We start from the raw sequence: 18,731 nt of genomic DNA, 5'->3' as shown, positions 1-18,731 counted from the left end.
TACGAGTAGGGAGATAGTTTTGCAATGAAATCAAAACCAATTCATCATCATGCAAAATTTGAAAGACAAAGTCGCGTTCGTTACCGGCGGAAGCCGGGGTATTGGGGCAGCCATCGTGAAGAGGCTCGCTGCGGAAGGAGCGAAGGTGACTTTTACGTACGTCAACAGTAAAAGCCAGGCAGAAGCCCTCGTGAAACAACTCTCGGAAAAAGGTCATACGGCGATAGCGCTCCAATCCGACAATGCCCGGGATGGAGCCGTATCCGCGGCCATCGACCAGACGATCGAGCATTACGGCAAGCTGGATATTCTCATCAACAGTGCCGGCGTGTACGTGGGTAAGGCATTCGAGGAGCATACCACCGAAGATTACGATTATGTCATGAACGTCAATGTTAAATCCGTATTCGAAGCGTGCCTCGCGGCTTCGCGGAAAATGGAGCAAGGCGGACGTATCGTGACCATCGGCAGCTGTATGGCCGACCGTGCCGCCGTACCGCAGGCGACCTTGTATGCGGCGAGCAAATCGGCATTGTCAGGCTTCACGCGCGGGCTTTCAAGGGACCTTGGACCGAAAGGCATTACGGTAAATCTGATCCAGCCAGGGCCGGTGGATACGGACATGAATCCATCGACGTCAGAATTCTCCGATTTCCAGCGCGGTATGATGGCAATCCCGAAGTACGGCCGTCCCGAGCACATTGCGGATGCCGTGGCGTTCCTCGCCAGCCCGGCTAACAGCTATACCACCGGCTCGGTGATCACCATCGACGGCGGTACGCTGAGCTGATTTCGGACCGTGCAGGTAGGATAGGACCGATTAGTTTCCAATATTTGCCGCCGACACCAGGCTGTGAAAACCATTGGAAAAGGATCCTGCACTACTAAAAATGATCGTCGACCACGTCCTGCGCCGCATAGAGCTTACGGTGGCCGAACAGTCGCATTTTGTTTCCCTTCTGAAAGTCCGCAAGCTGCTTCCGCGGCAATACCTCGTCCAGCAGGGCGATGTATGCCGTTACGAAAGCTATGTCTGTAAGGGTTTTCTCCGTTCGTTTTATATGGATGAGAAGGGTAACGACCACACCCTGCATTTCGCGATGGAAGACTGGTGGATTTCCGATTCCACCAGTTTCCATTTACAGGTACCGGCCACCCGGAACATCGTCGCGCACGAAGCCTCTGTTTTACTACAAATAGAAAAGGACGACCTCGAACAACTCTACAAAGACATTCCGGCATTCGAACGCTTCTGGCGCATCCTTGAACAAAAGGGGAGCATCGCGCAGGACCAGCGCATCCTGAACGCCATTTCCATGACCGGCGCCGAACGGTACGAAGCGCTCGTTGCCAAATATCCCACCCTCGAACAGCGCATGCCGCAGCGGTACATTGCTTCCTATCTGGGGATTACGCCCGTGTTTCTGAGCCAGATACGTAAGCAGCTGTCGAGGTCTTAAAGAAGTTTAAGCATTTTTATTAAAATAGTTATACGCCCCGCCGCTGACCGGGCCGGTACTTTTGTAATCAAAAAACAAAGTATGGAAACGATCAGCAAAACGATATTCGATAGCCCTGAAATACATGGCCGAAAAATGGCCAATCGCCTCGTGGTAGCGCCTATGACGCGTGTGAGCGCGACGCCAGAGGGTGTGCCTACGCAGGAAATGGCCGATTATTACGAAGCATTTGCCGCGGGCGGCTTTGGAATGATCATCACGGAAGGTACCTATACCGACGAATTGTTCAGCAAAGCCAACCACAATCAGCCTGGAATGGCAAATGACGCGCATATGCATGGCTGGAAGCGTGTGGTAACGGCAGTTCACCGGCATCATGCGCTGATAATAAATCAATTGATGCATGGAGGGGCATTGTCCGAAATCCATGAGGAGCCGGTCGCGCCTTCTGCTGTTCAGCCGATCGGGTTACGGGTTACCGATAACGCTGTATCACCCAGCCCGTTTCCAATGCCGCGCGCTATGCAAAAGCAGGATTTCGAGGAAGTGAAAGCAGGCTATGTCCGTGCCGCATTGCTGGCGTATGAGGCTGGTTTCGACGGGGTCGAGCTGCACGCGGCTAACGGTTACCTGTTCGACCAGTTTATCACGCCGCATACCAACCTGCGTACGGATGAGTATGGCGGTAACGAGCGGAACCGGCTGCGGTTTTTGATGGAAGTTTACCAGGCCGTGAAGGCGGCGCTGCCAGGAGCATTCATTGTGGGCATTCGGGTTTCGGAGAGCAAGGTCAATGATCTCACGTACCGCTGGCCGGGTGGTTCGGAAACCGCGCTGCGGATTTTTGAAGTACTGGCCGAAATAGACCCGGATTATCTCCATATCGCCGCAGAAGGCGGGCGTTGGGAGCGCGAATGCCGGTATCCCGACGGAACTTCTTCCAACAGCATTGCCAAAAGTCTGCTCAAATCACCCGTGATCGCGAACGGCGGAATGCATGATGTTACTTTGGCCGAAACCTTGCTCAACAGCAATGCGGCCGACCTCGTATCGATCGGCCGCGCTGCCATTGCCTCGCCCGACTGGCCGAAACGGGTGGCTGCGGGAGAGCCGGTAGTACCTTTCTTCAAGGAGTTGATCAAGCCAAGCCTTACACTCGCGCATACACGACGCGTGCGGGAGCAATGCAATGCATCGGCATTGTGCTGATCAGCGGGAACAACTATTTGGAAGCGAAATCCGGCCGTTCGAAAACTTCATTGACGGGCCGGGTTTCGATCCACCAGATTTCATCCAGTGATGGGTCATAATATTTGGCCAGCTTACCTTTGAGGAGCATTGCCCTTTTAATGTCCTGTTTTTCGGGGATCAGATTGCTGCTCGCGCCATAAACCTGCCGGAAGCCATCGAGCAGATAAGGCTCGTTTCTGAGTCTCGCCGGATCGAACGATCGGGCGTCTTTCTCTTCGATATTCCCTTTTACCAATGCAGCCGGCGGCGCGTCGCGGTAGAGCGGGAAGGTGAGGTAGGTGATTTCCGTGGAGAGATTATCCGGACCGTAGTTTCGCCTTTCCTGATCTCCGCTCAGCATGTAGGGATAGTTTTTGAAGGCCTCGTTGATTTCCCGCGGAGTCGCTTTTTTACCATCCAGAAAGAGTTTTAGCGCACCTTCATAGCCTACTAGCTGCTTCTGGCGGTCAAAATAACCGCCTTTGTACAATGTGATGACGTCTTTGGACCAACGGTGGGTTGCAATGTAATCCATTCTCAGTGCCATTTCTTCCTTGTGCGGTTTTATGTTTTCGAGAAGATACGTTTTCAGTTCTGTACGGGTATTCGACGGGTTGTACTGGTCGTAAAAACGCTTCGAATCAACAGAATAGTGGAAATTCCTCAGCTCCGGGATGGGGCGCTTTCTTACAAAGCAATAATCGAAGCGTTCGCCAAAGTTGAATCCCCCGTGATAAGTCTCACCTACGCGATAACTCATGAAATGCCCGGGATCGTCGTATCCGATCGAGTAGGTGTGACTGACACCCTTTTCAGGCTTGACAGGCAATTCGGCAAAGTAAAAGCCGTCCTTATCGGTTTTGATTGTTCTAATGAAAATATCGTCGTGCGTGATCGTTAGTGGCAAATCCACGATAGGCTTCCCCGTTTCGTCGAGTAGTAGCCCGGCCAGATGCAGAAGATTTTGCGGCTTTCTCTTACTAACCTCGACAGGTGAACGATAGAAATTGATCACCTTTTTTCCCTTTCCCGGCACATCCCACCTGAATGCCGCCAGCACCACCGCGAGTAGCGGCAGAATGAACAGGAAACACCCCATTAGCATCCGCGGGCTCGCATTTTTATTCATCATCACGAACCTCTGTTTCAAAGAATGGTAGCCAAACTGGTTCACCAGTGAGAATTCGGGACCGACGGCCGCTTTCAGGAGCAGGTATTGGTAGGCTTTTGTATCGGGGTGGTTTTCCAATACTTTCTGGTCGGCAATGTATTCCAGATTCTGGCGGATGGCGCTGCGGATCAGCCATGCGAAAGGGTTGAACCAGTTGATAATGCACAGGATTTCCGACCAGATCACATCCAGCGAATGCCATTGCTGCACGTGAATGTATTCGTGCAGGATCATGTCTTGTAACTCGTCGGGCTGGTGTAGGTGCGGATTGTAAAATATGGCCCTTCCGAATGAGAATGGGCTCATATCCAGGTCGAAATGGTAGATTTTCACGCCGTCGTCATTGGAAACAGGATGTGATTGCGAGCGAATGCGCAGGTAGGAGCGGACGTTAGAGGCCAGGCGTAAGGTCATGATGACTACGCCGGTGAGCCAAACGTAGAAAATCCAATCGGAAACTGTGAGTTCCCCTGCCTTGGCAGCTACCGCAGGCTCGGCAGGGATATCCCATGGAGAATTTATAGTCTCAGGTTTAGCAATGCGTGTGATCGCAGGCACGCTTTGCACGAATACGCGGGCAGGCGTAGGTTCGGGTGAAACGTAATGGTTGATATTAATGAGCGGGATCGAAAGGCAAAGAATCGAATACCAGCGCAGATAATGCCGGTTGGCATCATAAAAAGTAAGCTTGCGCAGTACGAGGTGATAGAAAAGGGCGATCACGCCGAGGCTGACCGACAGTTTGAGCAGGTAATCCGGAAATGCCGACATAGCAGAAAAAGTTTGGATGAATCACTTCTTTCCTTCGATCAGGCCGATGATTTCTCTAAGCTCGTCGGCCGAAATCTTGTTCTTCTGGGCGAAAAAACTCACGAGTTCCTTGTAGGAGTTTTCGAAATAGTCTTTCACCACGCTTCCCATAAACTTTTGCTTGTACGCCTCTTCGCTGATCGCCGGGGCATACAAATAGGCATTTCCGACCAGCCGGCTGTGGAGGTAACCCTTCTTTTCGAGGTTTTTGATGGTCGATGCGACCGTCGTATAGGGTGGGGCGGGAGGCGTCATAGCCTCCACGAAGGATTTCACGCTTCCTTCGCCGGTTTTCCATATGGCGAGCATGGCGTCCTGCTCCTGAATGCTCAATTTCTCCATAACTACGATTTTTTCGTAATTCTACGAATGTTTCGTAGTTCTGTCAAATATTTCAACTAAAAAATTAATTGAAGGTTGTCTACTGGTTAAAGGCCAGGATTTTGACTTTTGTAGAACTGGACTTTCTTGAACATTTCAATCAGCGTCGAAACTTTCAGTTTTTCAAAAATGCGCGCTTTGTAGGTGCTTACCGAGCTTTCGGTCAGGTTGAGTTTGATGGCGATTTCTTTCGTCCAGTAGCCTTCGATCAGCATGTCCATTACTTCCAATTCACGTTGCGACAGGTGTTCGAGGGGATTCTCGCCATTGGGCTTGTTTTCCAGGGTGTTGCGAAGCAGTTGTTGCTGAACGGCGGTGCTGATGTAGTTGCCGACTTCCAGCATGGACAATATCGCCTTTTTGATCTCTTCCTGTGAAGCATTTTTGGAAAGGAAGCCGTTGGCACCCGCTTTGATATAATGCAAAGCATAAATCTCTTCTTCGAGGCTCGAAAAGATCATAATCAAAACTTTGGGCTGTACTTCGCGGATTCTCGGAATCATATTGAAACCTTCGCCGTCGGGAATATTGATGTCGAGAATAACCAGATCGATCTGATTATTGGAGAGTTGGGCGAGTGTCTCACTGAAAGAGCCAGCTTCATGAACGACCACCGGGTTCAGCAAATCAAGAATCAAGAACCGGGTGGCGAGCCTGACAATGGCATGGTCTTCAACCAGTAAGATTTTTTTCATTTTTTTAAGGAGGACTTGTATTCAGTTTCCGACCGTTTATAACCTTTTGTCACTCAATGGCTATCAAATAAATGCAGTAAATATTGAGTAAAACTCCTATTATTTAATGTAAAACTTATTCAGCGGTCTGTACAAGTTTACAGTTAATTAGCCGGTTCGGCAAAAAAAGTTTTACTATTCGCGACAAAAATTCCGTGCCCAGAGCTTCCGGAACGAGGCTTTAAGCGCATTTTTAGCTCAGTTTAAGACTTTGCTACTCATAGGCGTTCCTGCTGCCGTAAGTTTTGGACCGAGTTTGTTTGAGTTATGTTAGAGAAATTTCTACATTTACGTGTAGCGACAGATGTGTAATATTTATTCTTAAATTTACATCTTTGAATTACGAACTAGTTCCAAGTCTGGAACAAGTAGAATTATGACAGTTGCGATAAAGGCTAAATGCCCGGGTTCTGTCAGCCAATCAGCCAATTTATGAATATACTCATTATCGAGGACGAGCCGCTAACCGTGCTGGGATTAAAGCAGAAGATCGGTGAGATCAATCCCGTAACGACGGTCGACAATGCTTCGTCCGTCGACATCGCCTATGACCTTGCGAGCCGTAATATTTACGAACTGATCATTCTCGACGTCGATATCAAAGGAAAAGCGGGCGCAGGTGTGGTGGAACGCATGAAGGCATTATACCCCGGTACCGCCATACTGGTCATCACGGACCTGGAAGAAAGCACTTATGGCTTGCCGTATATGAAGGCTGGTGCGGACGGTTTTTTGTCGAAACTGGCGTCATCGGCGCAGTTCGATGAGGCGATCAGGGCGATGATGGTGATGGGTAAATATGCAAGTACGGCCTTGCAGCAGCAGATTATTCAGGAAAGTCAGATCAACCGTTCGGTGCGGTACGTGAACCCGCTGATGAGCATTTCGGAAAGGGAGCGGCAGGTAATGAATCACCTCATTGCCGGGAAATCGACCGGGGAAATCGCGGCCATTCTGAACATCAACAAGACCACCGTCGGAACGCATAAAATGCGGATACTTAAAAAGATGCAGGTCAACAGCCTGATCAAGCTGATCGAGAAAGTGACCATGCTGAGTTGAACAAATGCGCAGCGTGCGACCGTCGGGACCTCGATATATTTCTACAAAATAGCGAGAATCTATTTTCTGATAATATTTCTAATATTGTACGAAATAATATTATAACCCTATCTGTATCGGTTAGCACCTCTATGAAATTTCTATGTATTGAAGACCACCCGCTGATTTTGCTGGGGCTCAGGATGGTATTCGCCGAGTATTACCCGCGGGCGGTAGTAAGCCATGCCGAGACTTTCCCGGAAGCACTCGCGATCCTCGAACAGGAGCGCTTCGATCTGGCCGTGCTGGATATCGATATTCCTGGTGGAGAGAATGTCAGGATGATGAAAATCCTCCGTGAAAAGCAACCGGGCCTTTCGATCCTGATCCACTCGGCGTTCGATGAGAAGGTTTATGCATTGCCTTACCTGCAAGCCGGGGCCGATGGCTTTATTTCCAAACAGGCACCGCAGGAGGAATTTGTGAATGCCGTGCAGTCGATCCTCGACCACGGCCGTTACGTGAGCTATGACGTTCAGCAGATTTTCCTTTCCAGCTTCACCGACGTGAGCGGCCGAACCAGGGGCGGCAATCCGATCGTTTCGCTTTCGCCCCGTGAGCGGCGCGTGATGCAGCTGATGACCGAAGGCAAATGGACCAAGGAGATCGCCGCGATCATGAATCTGAAAGAGAACACGATCAGTACCTACAAGCGGCGCATCTACGATAAAATGGAGGTGAAGGACCCGATCGAATTGTCAAAAAAAATAGCGTTGTTCAGGTGAACGACGCTAGGGGTAGGGTACTGTTGTGTTTTTGACCGCCGACGGCCGACCGCCGACAGCCGATTGCTTGTGTTACTGTTTATTTTTTACATTACAATTAACAGTCGGCGGTCAGTGGTCAGCCGTCGGCGGTCAGGCTCCTACTTCGCCGGCTTCTTGAATATCGCCGGGTCAACCGGTGTGTTGACCGTTATCTTATTCGTAATGAACGACATAGTTCCCATTTGCGGGTTGCTGATTTCCATTGTGTTCGCGAATTTGACGCCGTCTACTTCTTTGTAGTCCGAGAGGTCGATTTCGCCTTCGTTGCCGTTCATGGATACTTTTACTTTCGTGACGAGGTAGGTGCCGGCATCCACAAATTCATCGATTACCTGGCCGTCGCTTGTAGTGAGTTTCAGGTGGAAAACGTCTTTCTTATCGACGGATTCCTTGCCTACCAGCTCCACCTTGTTGCCTTTTTCCTTATAATTCACAAGGCCGCCGAATGGATCGAGCGAGCTCAGTTGTTGTTTCAATTGATCGGCGGGCATATCTTCCGGCTCTCCGGTACCGCCCATCATGGTCGGGCGGATCATCCAGCCCTGGCCGTTATCGACCACCTGGACCATCGTATTGCCCATTACGGTCGATTCGTTGCGAACGGATTTGCCTACTACCAACGTCGTTTTGTTTGGTATCTCCATGCCTTGTACTGCCAGTGAACGGTCGGTCACCACGGTATTTACAGCCTTGATCTTGTCGAGCCCACCCAGGGCAGCGACGTGTTTATCCACGATTTCATCCACAGTCTGCGCGTAAGAGGCAGCGGAGACGAGCGCCACCGCCATTGTCCAAATTAGTTTGTTTGTTTTCATACCGAAATTTGTATTTGAGTTTAAACAGGCTTGTGTAAGTTTCATTCAATATCGCTGTGTCCTGATGCGGAACGTCTAGCGAGGTGCGTTTCCGCCGCCGCCCTGGCCACCGCCTCCGCCACCTTGTTGTCCGCCGCCGTCGCTCTTCACGTCGTCGTTGTTGACCGACTTGGCCTTTCTTTTCGGCTGTTCCATCGTCATTTTACCGATTTTGTAGGTGAATGTCAGGCGGAATCCGCGGTTGTAAAGGTATACGTCGTTGACCTGGTTGAACTGCAAGGAAGTCAATTCGGTATGCATTTTAAACCTTTTGCTCAGGAAGTTTTCAGCAGCGAGGCCGAGGCTGGCCTTTTTGTTGGCAAATTCCTTCTTCACACCAATCGTATAGAAGCCGAAGCCGCCCTGCTTGCCTTGAAGCTGGATCTGCTGGCCTTGCATGAACCCGAATGCCTGCGCGCCCCAGCCGTTTCCGAAAGTGGCCTGCGAGAAGATACCCCCGCTAATGTTTATGCCATCGTTATCGATTTCTTGCGAAAGCCCATTTTGTCCGATCGTCTGGCCGGTCAGTTTGGTGTAGAATGCATTGGCAAATATCCCGAAGTTGATTTTCGAAGTAGCTGCAATGTTGGCGAAAATGTTGGCGCCGTATGCGTGCTGCTTTCCGATGTTCTCGTACGTGGTCACGATCGCGCCATCGAGCGTATCCGAGGGCTGGCGCACCTGCGAGATCGCATTGTTGGTAAAGCGGCCGAAGAATGTCGCATTCACGTAGGTCTTCTTGATATTCTTGCTCAGACCAAGTTCATAGTTGTTGGTCAGTTCGGGACGGAGTTCGGGGTTACCGATGGTAATGTTCTGCGGGTTGGCCGAGTTGAAGTTCGGGTTCAATTGTTGAAGTCCCGGACGCTGGATGCGGCGATTGTAGCCCAACTTTACGGTCGTTCCCTTAAATGTTTTCGAAGCGTTCACGCTAGGTACCAGCACACCGTAGTTACCCACACCCACAACGCCTTCGTTGGTGCTCGCATCAATGAACGTATGCTCGTAACGCAAGCCTCCCTTCAATGTGTAGCGCTTTTTAGTGGTGTAAGTATAGGATGAATACGCTGCTGCGATGTTCTGATGGTAGGTCAAATCTCCCGCAGGCTGATCGGTTTCGGGGCGGTAGTCCCCGGTAGGTTCGGCTGTCAGGAAGCTGTATTTGCTTTTTACCTCCCTGAAAATGCCTTTCCCACCGAATTCGAGCATCTGGTTCTTCTTGATCGGCGTCTGGTAGTCCGATTGAAGCGTGAATTCCTGGTTGATGCTCTTGTTGAGGTTGCGTTGACGGGAAGTCAGTTCTTTTTCCGTAAAAATGTCTGCGTCGAAATCGTTGGTGAGATCGTTGCGGCTGTACAGCGTCGATACGCTCCATTCCTGCTGCGGTTTGAACGTATGCAGGTAGTCGACATTCACATCCACGGTTCCCGAAAGGTTGTCGGCTGCGACATTACGTGCCGAGAGCTCGTCCGGCCTGCCGGTTTTCATCAGGCGGGTAACGAGGTCCTGCTGGTTCGAGAAGTTCCGCACGCCATATTTCACACCGGCCGTAAGGCTTTGGTTTTTGGCAATATCGTAATCGAAGCCCAGGTTGTAGTTCCCGAACAGCCCGTGGCTCGAACCGTCGCCTGTCTGGCGGGTGGTAGTCGCGATATTTTCCACGGTGCTGGTTTGTTCGAGAGATGTTTTGGTAACGGTATTGTACATGCCGCGACCAAAACCACCGATGGTGAAACCGGCCTTGCCTTTGCGGTAACCGCCGTTCAATGCGAGCATCGAGCCGCGGTTTCCTACACCGGCGTCGATATTCAGGTTGAGGCCTTGCAGCGAGTTCTTTTTGGTGATGATATTGATGATCCCGCCGGATCCTTCGGCATCATATTTAGCCGATGGGCTCGTGATCACTTCCACCGATTTGATCTGATCGGCCGGAATTTGCTTCAACGCGTCGGCCACGCTGTTCGCGATAATGGTACTCGGCTTGTTGTTGATCAACACGCGGATGTTCTGGCTGCCGCGGAGCGAGACATTTCCGTCGAGGTCCACGGTAAGTAATGGGACTTTGCGCAAAATATCGGTAGCATCGCCACCTTTTGCCGTAATATCTTTCTCAGCATTGTAAACGAGCCTGTCCACCTTTTCCTCGATCAGCGCGGCCTGGCCGGTAACCGTTACTTCGTTGAGCGTTTTGGTATTGGAACCAAGGCTGATCGTGCCGAGATCTGCATCCTGGCCCTTGGCGAGCTTGATGTTGTCGATCGTCTTGTTGGCATAGCCAATGAAGGAAATGAGTACCTTATAGTCGCCGGCAGCGAGTTTATTGAGGGTGAACTTCCCTTGTTCATCAGCCACTGTACCGTCTACTGCCTTGTTGTTGGCTTTGTCATATAAGGCAACGCTCACAAATTCAATGGGTTTTGAAGATGCGGAATCTACAACGGAACCGGTGATCTTGGCCGATCCTTTTGGACTTTGGTCGCCGGCGGTTCCCGGCAGGGCTTTGGGCTGGCTGCTTCCTGCGCCGGGGAATTGGGCAAATGCCGGAGATAGGAGTGAGCTGGCGAGGATGGAAACAATGAGGAGAATTCTTCGCATTTTCATGGTTTTGGTAATTGACGCAACAAAAATGGTAGCACGCACGCAAGGCTGAAAGGAAAATATGACAAAGGCCGGATTATGGGGGATGGATGAATGGATCGGCGCGATGGACGAAAAGTCACAAGGCGGGCTCTATGTGCGACCGGGTTGTTTATTTTTTGCGATAATGCTATGTTTTGGGCGGAGTTTATTTACTATTTCTAGTGTTTATGTAGAAATTATAGCAAAAATATTAGCCCTTGTACCAATATTTACTACAAAAACGATTTCTTTGTATAACAATCATCAAAGCACCCTTCCCGATACTAAGTTCACTGAAAACCCCAAATCTAACCCGGTGGTGAATTATGATCTTTCAATGGATCTGTGTCATGGTTTTGACAGTGGTGTCGCTGCTGGCTTTTTTTCTGTGGGTGCGGGACCGGTACTTCCGGCTCGATCTTGCCAAAAGAGAACTGGAACAACAGGTGGAGGACCTCTCGCGCAGGCTTGAATACAGCAATGGACTCAAACAGAAGATTACGATGATGATCGCCCACGATCTTCAATCGCCCCTGCATTTCCTGAATGTCCTTTCCGATCATGTGTCGCGTTTTGCGGCCAATAACCAGCTTCCCGAGGTGAAGGCGGGTACGGAGGAAATCAAGAAAGCTACGGGGAATATCCATGCATTTGTGAAGGAGGTTAACCTATGGGCCCGCTCGCAGCACGAGGACTTCCAGCCCGCACAGCATTCATTCTCACTCAATGAACTGGCGGGGGAATTGCAGCAGTTTTTTGAAGACATGGTGCTGCTCAACAAGAATGTGCTGATCGTAGATTGCCCGGAGGACGTTTTCGTTTATACCAACCGTGATATCCTGAAAGCGATCCTGCGCAACCTGATCGACAACGCCAACAAGCACACGCGCGGCGGGGAAGTGCGCCTGGTTTTCACCAACTCGGAAAATAGCCCGGTGCTTACGATCGCGGACAATGGAAGCGGAATGCTCGCCAGCGAGTTGCAAAAAATCCGGCGACGGCTGTCCAACCCGGTCGTTAATGCGCCCGTCGAACCGAACAGCCGGCTCGGCTATCAGCTGATCGCAGATTTCGCCCACACCCTGGGCTTCACGATGTCCGTCAAAAGCAGCAAGGGAGAAGGCACCTTGGTGAGTATAGGCGGGCTGGTGTTGCACAGCCCGTTTGTATCCCGGCTGCATTCAACCGAGGTTATAAGCATCTGCCAGCCTGACTAGCGCACTTTTGTTTTCGATGTTGAGCTTCTTGAATATCCTTCGCTTGAACGTATTGACCGACGTGTACTGAACTTGTAGAATTTCGCTGATCTGCGTCACGGAATAATCCTTGGCCAGGTAAATCGCTACCTGGAACTCCCTGGTAGTAAGCTGGTCGAAAGGATTGCCTGATTTGCCCGCCAATGTGTCGTTGATCAGGATAGTAGCCAGGTTGGCGCTCGCATAACGCTTTCCGTTCAGGATGGTGGTTACCGCTTTCAGAAGTTCTTCCGGCGAAGAGTCCTTTTCAAGGTAACCATGCGCTCCCTGTTGCAGCGAACGCTTCCCGAAAATGCTTTCATCATTCATGGAAACTACCAGTACTTTGGTATTCGCATGAAATTCCAGGATCCATTGCAGCAGGACGGTCGAATCCGTCTCCGGCATGTTCAGGTCCAGCAGCAGCAGGTCATATGCATGCATCGCAAACTGCGCTTTGACCGACGCTCCGTCCCAGCTTTCGTCGATCTGACTGTCCTTAAAATGGTTGTGAAGTGCCAATTTTAGCCCGTAACGCACCAGCGAATGGTCGTCGGCTATTAATATTTTCATCATTTATCGAACGTTGAGAATACAATCGGTGGCAATATCGCAACATTTCGAGCGGTTCTGCAAATAAACCTCAATGCTAAAATGGCCACATTCTGCTTGTACAGCCCGGCTGTACGGTTGCTGACACGGGTTATGCAGCTTCGCATTTGTCCGGTCGGTTTCGGGAGTGTCCGCAAATGAACAGCCAGTGCAGTGCGGATTTGTTATTAATGCATTGATTTTTAGTGAGTTGAATTGATGTAGATAAAGTGGCGCGACATTTGTACGATAAAATGTAAACAAATAAACCCGCGACGGCTCTATGAGAAGAACTTACCTCGGAGAATTTGAAGAAATCGTGCTGCTCATGGTTGCAGTACTGGATGGAGAAGCCTATGGCGTGACGATCAGCCAGGAAATAGAGCAGTCGATGGGCCGGTTGGTAGCCTTTGGTACGGTGCATAATACGCTCATTCGTCTGGAAGAAAAAGGCTTCGTGCGATCGGAGCTGGGCGGGGCTACCACGCAGCGCGGCGGAAGGCGGAAACGTCTTTTCCGCATTACGGCACTCGGCAGCCGGGCGATCCAGGATGTCCAGCAGGTTAGGGCCGAACTATGGAGACAAATACCACCGCATACCCTTGAAATGGGAAAACTATGAAAAATCCTTCCGCACCACCACGCTGGGCGCAGCGCCTGTTCCAGTGGTTGCATCCCGAAGAAACCCGTGAGGAAGTCGGCGGTGATCTCGATGAGCTCTACGATTACTGGTATGCCCGAGGCGGACATTTCCAGGCTACGATGCGCTATATACTCAATGTATTGTCCGTGTTGCCGCCACTGGTACGCCGTCGCCGGAGGGCAGAACAATATTCCCGGCCGTCCCATCTCAATATGATTATGATCAGTAACTACTTCAAAGTGGCCCGGCGGAATCTTGCCAAAAACAAAATGTACTCGTTCATCAACATCGCGGGCCTTGCAAGCGGCATGGCAGTGGCATTGCTCATTGGCTTGTGGCTGTACGACGAAGTTTCTTTCAACCAATCATTCCAAAATCACACACGCATTGCCCAGGTAATGCAAACGCAAAACCTTGGCGGCATTATCTTCACCCACAACTCGGTACCAGCGCCGATGGGCCGTGAACTGAGGCTGTCGTACGGAGGGTATTTCAAGCATATCGTGAGCAGTACGCGAGAGGAGAGCCATATTCTTTCTTTCAAAGACCTGAAATTCAACAAACCGGGCCGGTTTATGGAGCCGGGAATTGCCGAAATGCTATCGCTCGAGATGGTTAGCGGAAGCAGGGCCGGGCTGTCGGATCCCGCGTCGGTGCTGCTGTCGGAGTCGGCCGCCCGGACGTTGTTCGGGAATGGTGACGCGGTCAATCGGGTGTTGAAGATCGATAACGAGCTGGCCGTGAAGGTTACCGGCGTGTACCGCGACCTGCCGCACAATACAACGTTCGCCAACACAGCATTCATCGCTCCCTGGGAATTATACATTACCCGTGTCGCCTATGGAGTCAGGAACAAGGATCAATGGAATAATAACTTCACCGAGGTTTTCGTGCAGCTCGCCGACCGCTCGGAGCTCACAGCGGTTTCGTCGGCTATCGCCCCGGTTCGGCTCAACAAACTCACCGGGACTGACCGCGACACCCAGGCAAAGGCATTCCTGCATCCAATGGACCAGTGGCATTTGTATTCCAATTGGGAAGAAGGGTTCAATACCGGCGGGCGCATTCAGTATGTCTGGCTGTTCGGCATTGTGGGAGCATTCGTGTTGCTGCTGGCTTGCATTAATTTTATGAATCTGAGCACCGCACGCTCGGAGAAGCGCGCACGCGAGGTGGGTGTGCGGAAGGCGGTAGGGTCGTTACGGGGACAGCTGGTCGGGCAGTTTTTCAGTGAGTCGTTTCTCGTGGTGTTTATCGCGTTCGTGATCGCCATCGCGCTCGCACAACTCGCTATGCCGTATTTCAATAATATGGCTGATAAAAAGATGGCCATTCTTTGGGCAAATCCTGTGTTCTGGCTGTTGGCGCTGGCATTTTGTGTGATGACGGGCTTTTTGGCTGGAAGTTACCCCGCATTTTACCTGTCGTCTTTCAAGGCAGTCAATGTGCTGAAAGGTACTTTCCGCGCCGGACGGTTAGCTTACATTCCACGACAGGTGCTGGTGGTCGTGCAGTTTACGGTTTCGGTGACGCTGATTATCGGTACAGTAATGGTTTTCAGGCAAATACAATACACCAAAGATCGTCCCGTCGGTTACGATCGTACCGGCCTGGTGATGATCGACATGCCTACGCTCGACATTAATAATCATTTCGAACCATTCCGCAACGAACTGCTGGAAACCGGCGCGATTGTGGAGGTGACCAAAACCACCACGCCGCTCACCGAGAAAAGACAGAACGAAACCGGCTTTACGTGGCGCGGAAAAGACATGAACCGCGACAGGCCATTCGTCACATTTGGTGTCACGGAAGAGTTCGGCAAGACCGTGGGCTGGAAAATCAAGCAGGGGAGGGACTTTTCGCGCCAATATTCAACCGACAAACTCGCTGTGATCCTGAACGAAGAAGCGGTGAAGTTTATGGGGCTGGAAAACCCTGTTGGCGAGACTGTTACATGGGGTACGCAGCCGCTGCATGTGGTAGGGGTAGTGGAAGGCATGGTGATGGAGTCGCCCTATGAGCCGGTGCAGCATGCCATTTACTATATTGCGCCGTGGCCTGCGCGCGTGGTTACTATGCGCTTACGTCCGGGTATGAGCGCGCCGGACGCGCTCGCAAAGGTCGAGAAAGTGTTCCGCAAATATGCCCCGGCCGTGCCGTTCGACTATCGTTTCCTCGATCAGGAATACGATGGCAAATTCCGTGCAGAGGAGCGCATCGGTAAACTGGCCGGTTTCTTCACCGTGCTGGCGGTATTCATTTCCTGCCTGGGGTTGTTCGGGCTGGCATCGTTTGTAGCCGCGCAGCGAACGAAGGAAATCGGGGTCAGAAAAGTACTGGGCGCTTCGGTATGGAGCGTCTGGACATTACTCTCCAGGGATTTTGCAGTGCTGGTGATCGTGGCGATGATCATTGCATCGCCGATAGCCTGGTACGTCCTGGCATCCTGGCTCCAAAAATACGAATACCGCACCGGGCTTCCCTGGTCGGTATTCGTATGGACAGGCGTGGGCGCATTAGCGATCACCCTGCTGACAGTAAGCTTCCAAAGTCTTAAAGCTGCATTAATGAACCCGGTGAAGAGCCTTCGCGCCGACTGATTGAATGCTAGAACAGGGTTCCCGAGTAGCTCGAAAACTTCGCAGGCAGGTCGGTTTCGTCGAGCATTTCTTTCAGGTCTATTTCGATATTGCGGATAATGGTGCTGATGGGCGTGTCGTTCAGCAGGCCTTCAAACGGGTTTTCGCTGATATCGCCCACGTATTCCATGAACATGAAAACCCATGATACGATCATGTTAAAAGGAATCAGCAAAAACATATACTTCTCGCCCAAATCCACGAATTGAGGCAGCAGGCCGAATGGCAGTAACGTCATGAATATGAATATAAAAAGCATGGAAGTGGTCGCATACTGGCGCGGGAATGGCGTGTTTTTGATCCTTTCGCTTTTGCCTTGCTCGTCATAGAGTTTTGAAATGAGGTCTTGTAAAGCGACATGCTGATAGGTATCGAGCGAGCCGGCGCGGCGAAGGTCGCGAATGTGCTGCGATTGCAGGTCGAGGATCTGTGTCGCCTGGTTCTTTTTGTCTTTGATCGATGCAAGCTCGGCCTCGGGCAGGTGTTTCGCGATTTCCACGTCACAAGGTACTTGCGAGCGCCTGAATGCCTTGCGCTGGCGTTCACTCGCGCGGTCGGTGTGCTCCCAGTTGGTCCTTTGTACCATGGTGTTCTTCAACGCGTACAACCACGCAATGTGCCTGTATATGATGATGCGATTTTCTTGGGCAGCAGAAATGTTGTCCGAGTCGGGCGAACAGGTCGTAAAAGAGCGCACCGCGGCGCTGAACGACCGGCTATGGTTGGTAATGGCGCCCCACACTTTGCGGGCTTCCCAGCTGCGGTCGTATGACTGGTTGTTTTTAAAACCTACAAAAAATGCCGTAGCCGTACCGACGAGCGACACGGGAAGCCAGGGGATCGCGACCCATTTCCAATCGAGGTAGTCGTATACAAAAATGGCGATGGAACCCGTAGCGATTGAAAACAGGACCATTCGCCAGGAATAGTAGTAGACGATAACAGGTGAGAGGTAACGGTTGATGTACATAAGGAGCTATTGAGTGATAAGAGTGACTAGTTTTCAGCTCCTAAAATGCAAACAAATCGCTTCCGAGACAATTGTCAAGGCGATTCGGCTACCTCTTTGAGCAAATGCAGTGCCGTTTTCCAATAAAATTCCATGTGTTTGAAGATTTCGAAAGTGAGCAGGTTGCAGATTGTGAGGGTTAGAAGCGTTTGGAGAGGCTATCTAATGATTAGCTCAGGAAACGGCCAATGAAAAGCAAAGTGATCGCTAATACTCGTCTGAGTTATCCGTCAGTTGTTTTGCTTTCAGGTTTTTACGAATCCTGGACACCACTTTTAGTATCAGACCGGTCAATATTCCTACACCGACCACCGGGTAGTACTCTTCAATCGGAACGGTCATGTGGCCACCTCCGGTTAACATCAAAAGTATTCCCAGCACACAAATAATCAAGACGAGGTATAATAATATACTGAATACAAGCAGGCCTAGTTGTATTAGCCGAGAGTTTTTCATTTAACAGATGGGTTGGAATACAAAATTACTGGTCACTTTTATTAGGCCTCCCAAAATACAGCAAATATCCATCTGCATCCTTCACCTCGAACCCGCGCAAGTTGTCGTCATTGTCGCAGATAGGTAGAAAGAAAGTTACATTCCGTGACGCAAATTCGGCCGCGAGCGCGTCGGGGTCGGGTACGTACATATAAGCGTCCCATCGCATAATGCCTTGTTTGATATCACGTGTATGGTTGGGTACGGGTTCTATGCCGACAGCTTTCATCATGATCATCGCCGCGCCGCGCTCCACGATCCCGAAGAAAATGTCGTTTTCGCTCGGGCCCTGGAATGTAATCTCAAAACCGAGGAAGTCGCGGTAAAATGCCAGGGCCGCCGGGACATTTCTGACAATGAAACAGGGAGCGATACAATGGATTGCCGGATTATTCATCATATAGTTGAAGGTTAGTGGAGGAATTTTTGCAGCCAGACCAGATCTATTGACAATTTAATTCGGATCCAAGATTAACTTGGCGACTCAGAAACCCGTTTTATGGCCGACCAACTGTTTAATCGTCGCGATCTTTTTGCCTATTTCATTGTTGCCGCTACCGGTGCGTTTTCCAATCTGCTGGTTGCCACAATTTTACAGGAATGGTTTACTATTTCCTATAAGAGTGCATTGTTTGCCGGTTACTGGTTTTCGTTTGTTGTGGGTTATTTTCTGACAAGGCTGTTTGCCTTTAATGCCAAAAATACGGCGCAGAGCAGGCGGCAGATCGTCAAGTTCATATTGGTTTCAATTCTTTCCTGCCTGATCACCGTTTACGGTTCCGCCATTTTGTATGAGCTTTCCAAATCGTGGCTTGGTGTTTTCAACTTTCTGATTCCTTTTTCAGTGAAGGAAGTGAATTTGAACAAACTGTTTTCACAGGTGGCGGCGATGGGCGCAAGCTTTTTAAGTAATTATATTTTGCACAAGCAGTTTACTTTCCGGGATACCGGCTTCTATGACCGGTTGAAAAAGCTGCTCGGTATCTGAG

Annotated in this window: 18 protein-coding genes; 9 read left to right on the top strand and 9 right to left on the bottom strand. The window is 50.6% G+C overall.

Features of this window, described 5'->3' with window-relative positions; genetic code table 11:
- The first annotated feature begins 49 nt into the window (after positions 1-49).
- The 3 genes from CLV60_RS29270 (at position 50) to CLV60_RS29260 (ending at position 2,669) form a co-directional block, all read left to right on the top strand.
- Positions 50-790, top strand: coding sequence for an SDR family NAD(P)-dependent oxidoreductase (locus CLV60_RS29270; RefSeq protein WP_106598960.1), 741 nt, complete (start codon positions 50-52; stop codon positions 788-790).
- 73 nt (positions 791-863) lie between these two features.
- The gene (locus CLV60_RS29265) at positions 864-1,460 is read left to right on the top strand and encodes a Crp/Fnr family transcriptional regulator (protein ID WP_229211182.1); all 597 of its coding nucleotides are present in this window, start codon (positions 864-866) and stop codon (positions 1,458-1,460) included.
- Positions 1,461-1,541: 81 nt separating this feature from the next.
- Positions 1,542-2,669 (top strand): oxidoreductase, encoded by a 1,128-nt coding sequence (locus CLV60_RS29260; RefSeq protein WP_106598958.1) that lies wholly within the window; start codon positions 1,542-1,544, stop codon positions 2,667-2,669.
- A gap of 13 nt (positions 2,670-2,682) precedes the next feature.
- Here the strand turns inward: CLV60_RS29260 and CLV60_RS29255 are convergent, their stop codons facing one another.
- The 3 genes from CLV60_RS29255 to CLV60_RS29245 form a co-directional block, all read right to left on the bottom strand.
- Entirely contained in the window at positions 2,683-4,632 is a 1,950-nt protein-coding gene (locus CLV60_RS29255; protein WP_106598957.1) for a M56 family metallopeptidase, read from the bottom strand.
- A gap of 21 nt (positions 4,633-4,653) precedes the next feature.
- On the bottom strand, positions 4,654-5,013 hold the full coding sequence (locus CLV60_RS29250; protein WP_106598956.1) for a BlaI/MecI/CopY family transcriptional regulator: 360 nt from the start codon (positions 5,011-5,013) through the stop codon (positions 4,654-4,656).
- A gap of 86 nt (positions 5,014-5,099) precedes the next feature.
- Positions 5,100-5,747, bottom strand: a complete 648-nt coding sequence (locus CLV60_RS29245) for a response regulator (RefSeq protein ID WP_106598955.1) — start codon at positions 5,745-5,747, stop codon at positions 5,100-5,102.
- Positions 5,748-6,218: 471 nt separating this feature from the next.
- Here CLV60_RS29245 and CLV60_RS29240 point away from each other — a divergent pair, with 471 nt between their 5' ends.
- Together CLV60_RS29240 and CLV60_RS29235 are read left to right on the top strand one after the other, a co-directional pair.
- Entirely contained in the window at positions 6,219-6,848 is a 630-nt protein-coding gene (locus tag CLV60_RS29240; RefSeq protein WP_106598954.1) for a response regulator transcription factor, read from the top strand.
- A 131-nt stretch (positions 6,849-6,979) separates the two neighbouring features.
- Entirely contained in the window at positions 6,980-7,612 is a 633-nt protein-coding gene (locus CLV60_RS29235; protein WP_106598953.1) for a response regulator transcription factor, read from the top strand.
- A 140-nt stretch (positions 7,613-7,752) separates the two neighbouring features.
- Here the strand turns inward: CLV60_RS29235 and CLV60_RS29230 are convergent, their stop codons facing one another.
- A complete protein-coding gene (locus tag CLV60_RS29230; RefSeq protein ID WP_106598952.1) occupies positions 7,753-8,469 on the bottom strand; it encodes an outer membrane lipoprotein-sorting protein in 717 nt (238 codons plus the stop codon).
- Positions 8,470-8,544: 75 nt separating this feature from the next.
- On the bottom strand, positions 8,545-11,109 hold the full coding sequence (locus tag CLV60_RS29225) for a TonB-dependent receptor (RefSeq protein ID WP_106598951.1): 2,565 nt from the start codon (positions 11,107-11,109) through the stop codon (positions 8,545-8,547).
- Positions 11,110-11,453: 344 nt separating this feature from the next.
- Here CLV60_RS29225 and CLV60_RS29220 point away from each other — a divergent pair, with 344 nt between their 5' ends.
- Positions 11,454-12,344 carry a sensor histidine kinase gene (locus CLV60_RS29220; RefSeq protein WP_106598950.1) on the top strand — a complete coding sequence of 297 codons (891 nt, stop codon included), beginning with the start codon at positions 11,454-11,456 and terminating at the stop codon, positions 12,342-12,344.
- Here the strand turns inward: CLV60_RS29220 and CLV60_RS29215 are convergent.
- Entirely contained in the window at positions 12,309-12,938 is a 630-nt protein-coding gene (locus tag CLV60_RS29215) for a response regulator (protein WP_106598949.1), read from the bottom strand. The two genes, CLV60_RS29220 and CLV60_RS29215, sit on opposite strands and share 36 nt — an antisense overlap.
- A 298-nt stretch (positions 12,939-13,236) precedes the next feature.
- Here CLV60_RS29215 and CLV60_RS29210 point away from each other — a divergent pair, with 298 nt between their 5' ends.
- Positions 13,237-13,575, top strand: a complete 339-nt coding sequence (locus CLV60_RS29210; protein WP_106598948.1) for a PadR family transcriptional regulator — start codon at positions 13,237-13,239, stop codon at positions 13,573-13,575.
- The gene (locus tag CLV60_RS29205; protein WP_106598947.1) at positions 13,572-16,199 is read left to right on the top strand and encodes an ABC transporter permease; all 2,628 of its coding nucleotides are present in this window, start codon (positions 13,572-13,574) and stop codon (positions 16,197-16,199) included. Before CLV60_RS29210 ends, CLV60_RS29205 begins: the two co-directional genes overlap by 4 nt.
- Positions 16,200-16,206: 7 nt before the next feature.
- Here the strand turns inward: CLV60_RS29205 and CLV60_RS29200 are convergent, their stop codons facing one another.
- The 3 genes from CLV60_RS29200 to CLV60_RS29190 form a co-directional block, all read right to left on the bottom strand.
- Complete coding sequence (locus tag CLV60_RS29200) at positions 16,207-17,208, bottom strand: bestrophin family protein (protein WP_106598946.1); 1,002 nt, start codon at positions 17,206-17,208, stop codon at positions 16,207-16,209.
- Between the two features lie 246 nt (positions 17,209-17,454).
- Positions 17,455-17,589, bottom strand: coding sequence for a hypothetical protein (locus CLV60_RS34875; RefSeq protein ID WP_262510579.1), 135 nt, complete (start codon positions 17,587-17,589; stop codon positions 17,455-17,457).
- 139 nt (positions 17,590-17,728) lie between these two features.
- Positions 17,729-18,142: a VOC family protein gene (locus tag CLV60_RS29190; RefSeq protein ID WP_106598944.1), complete on the bottom strand. Its 414-nt coding sequence runs from the start codon at positions 18,140-18,142 to the stop codon at positions 17,729-17,731.
- A gap of 99 nt (positions 18,143-18,241) precedes the next feature.
- On the opposite strand from CLV60_RS29190, the gene CLV60_RS29185 reads away from it, so the two are divergent.
- On the top strand, positions 18,242-18,730 hold the full coding sequence (locus CLV60_RS29185; RefSeq protein ID WP_106598943.1) for a GtrA family protein: 489 nt from the start codon (positions 18,242-18,244) through the stop codon (positions 18,728-18,730).
- Position 18,731 lies beyond the last annotated feature (1 nt).

It is taken from the genome of Dyadobacter jiangsuensis, assembly GCF_003014695.1.
GTDB classification, from domain to species: domain Bacteria; phylum Bacteroidota; class Bacteroidia; order Cytophagales; family Spirosomataceae; genus Dyadobacter; species Dyadobacter jiangsuensis.
Note: the sequence above shows the minus strand (reverse complement) of the source record. Positions and strands in the feature narration are given on the sequence as shown.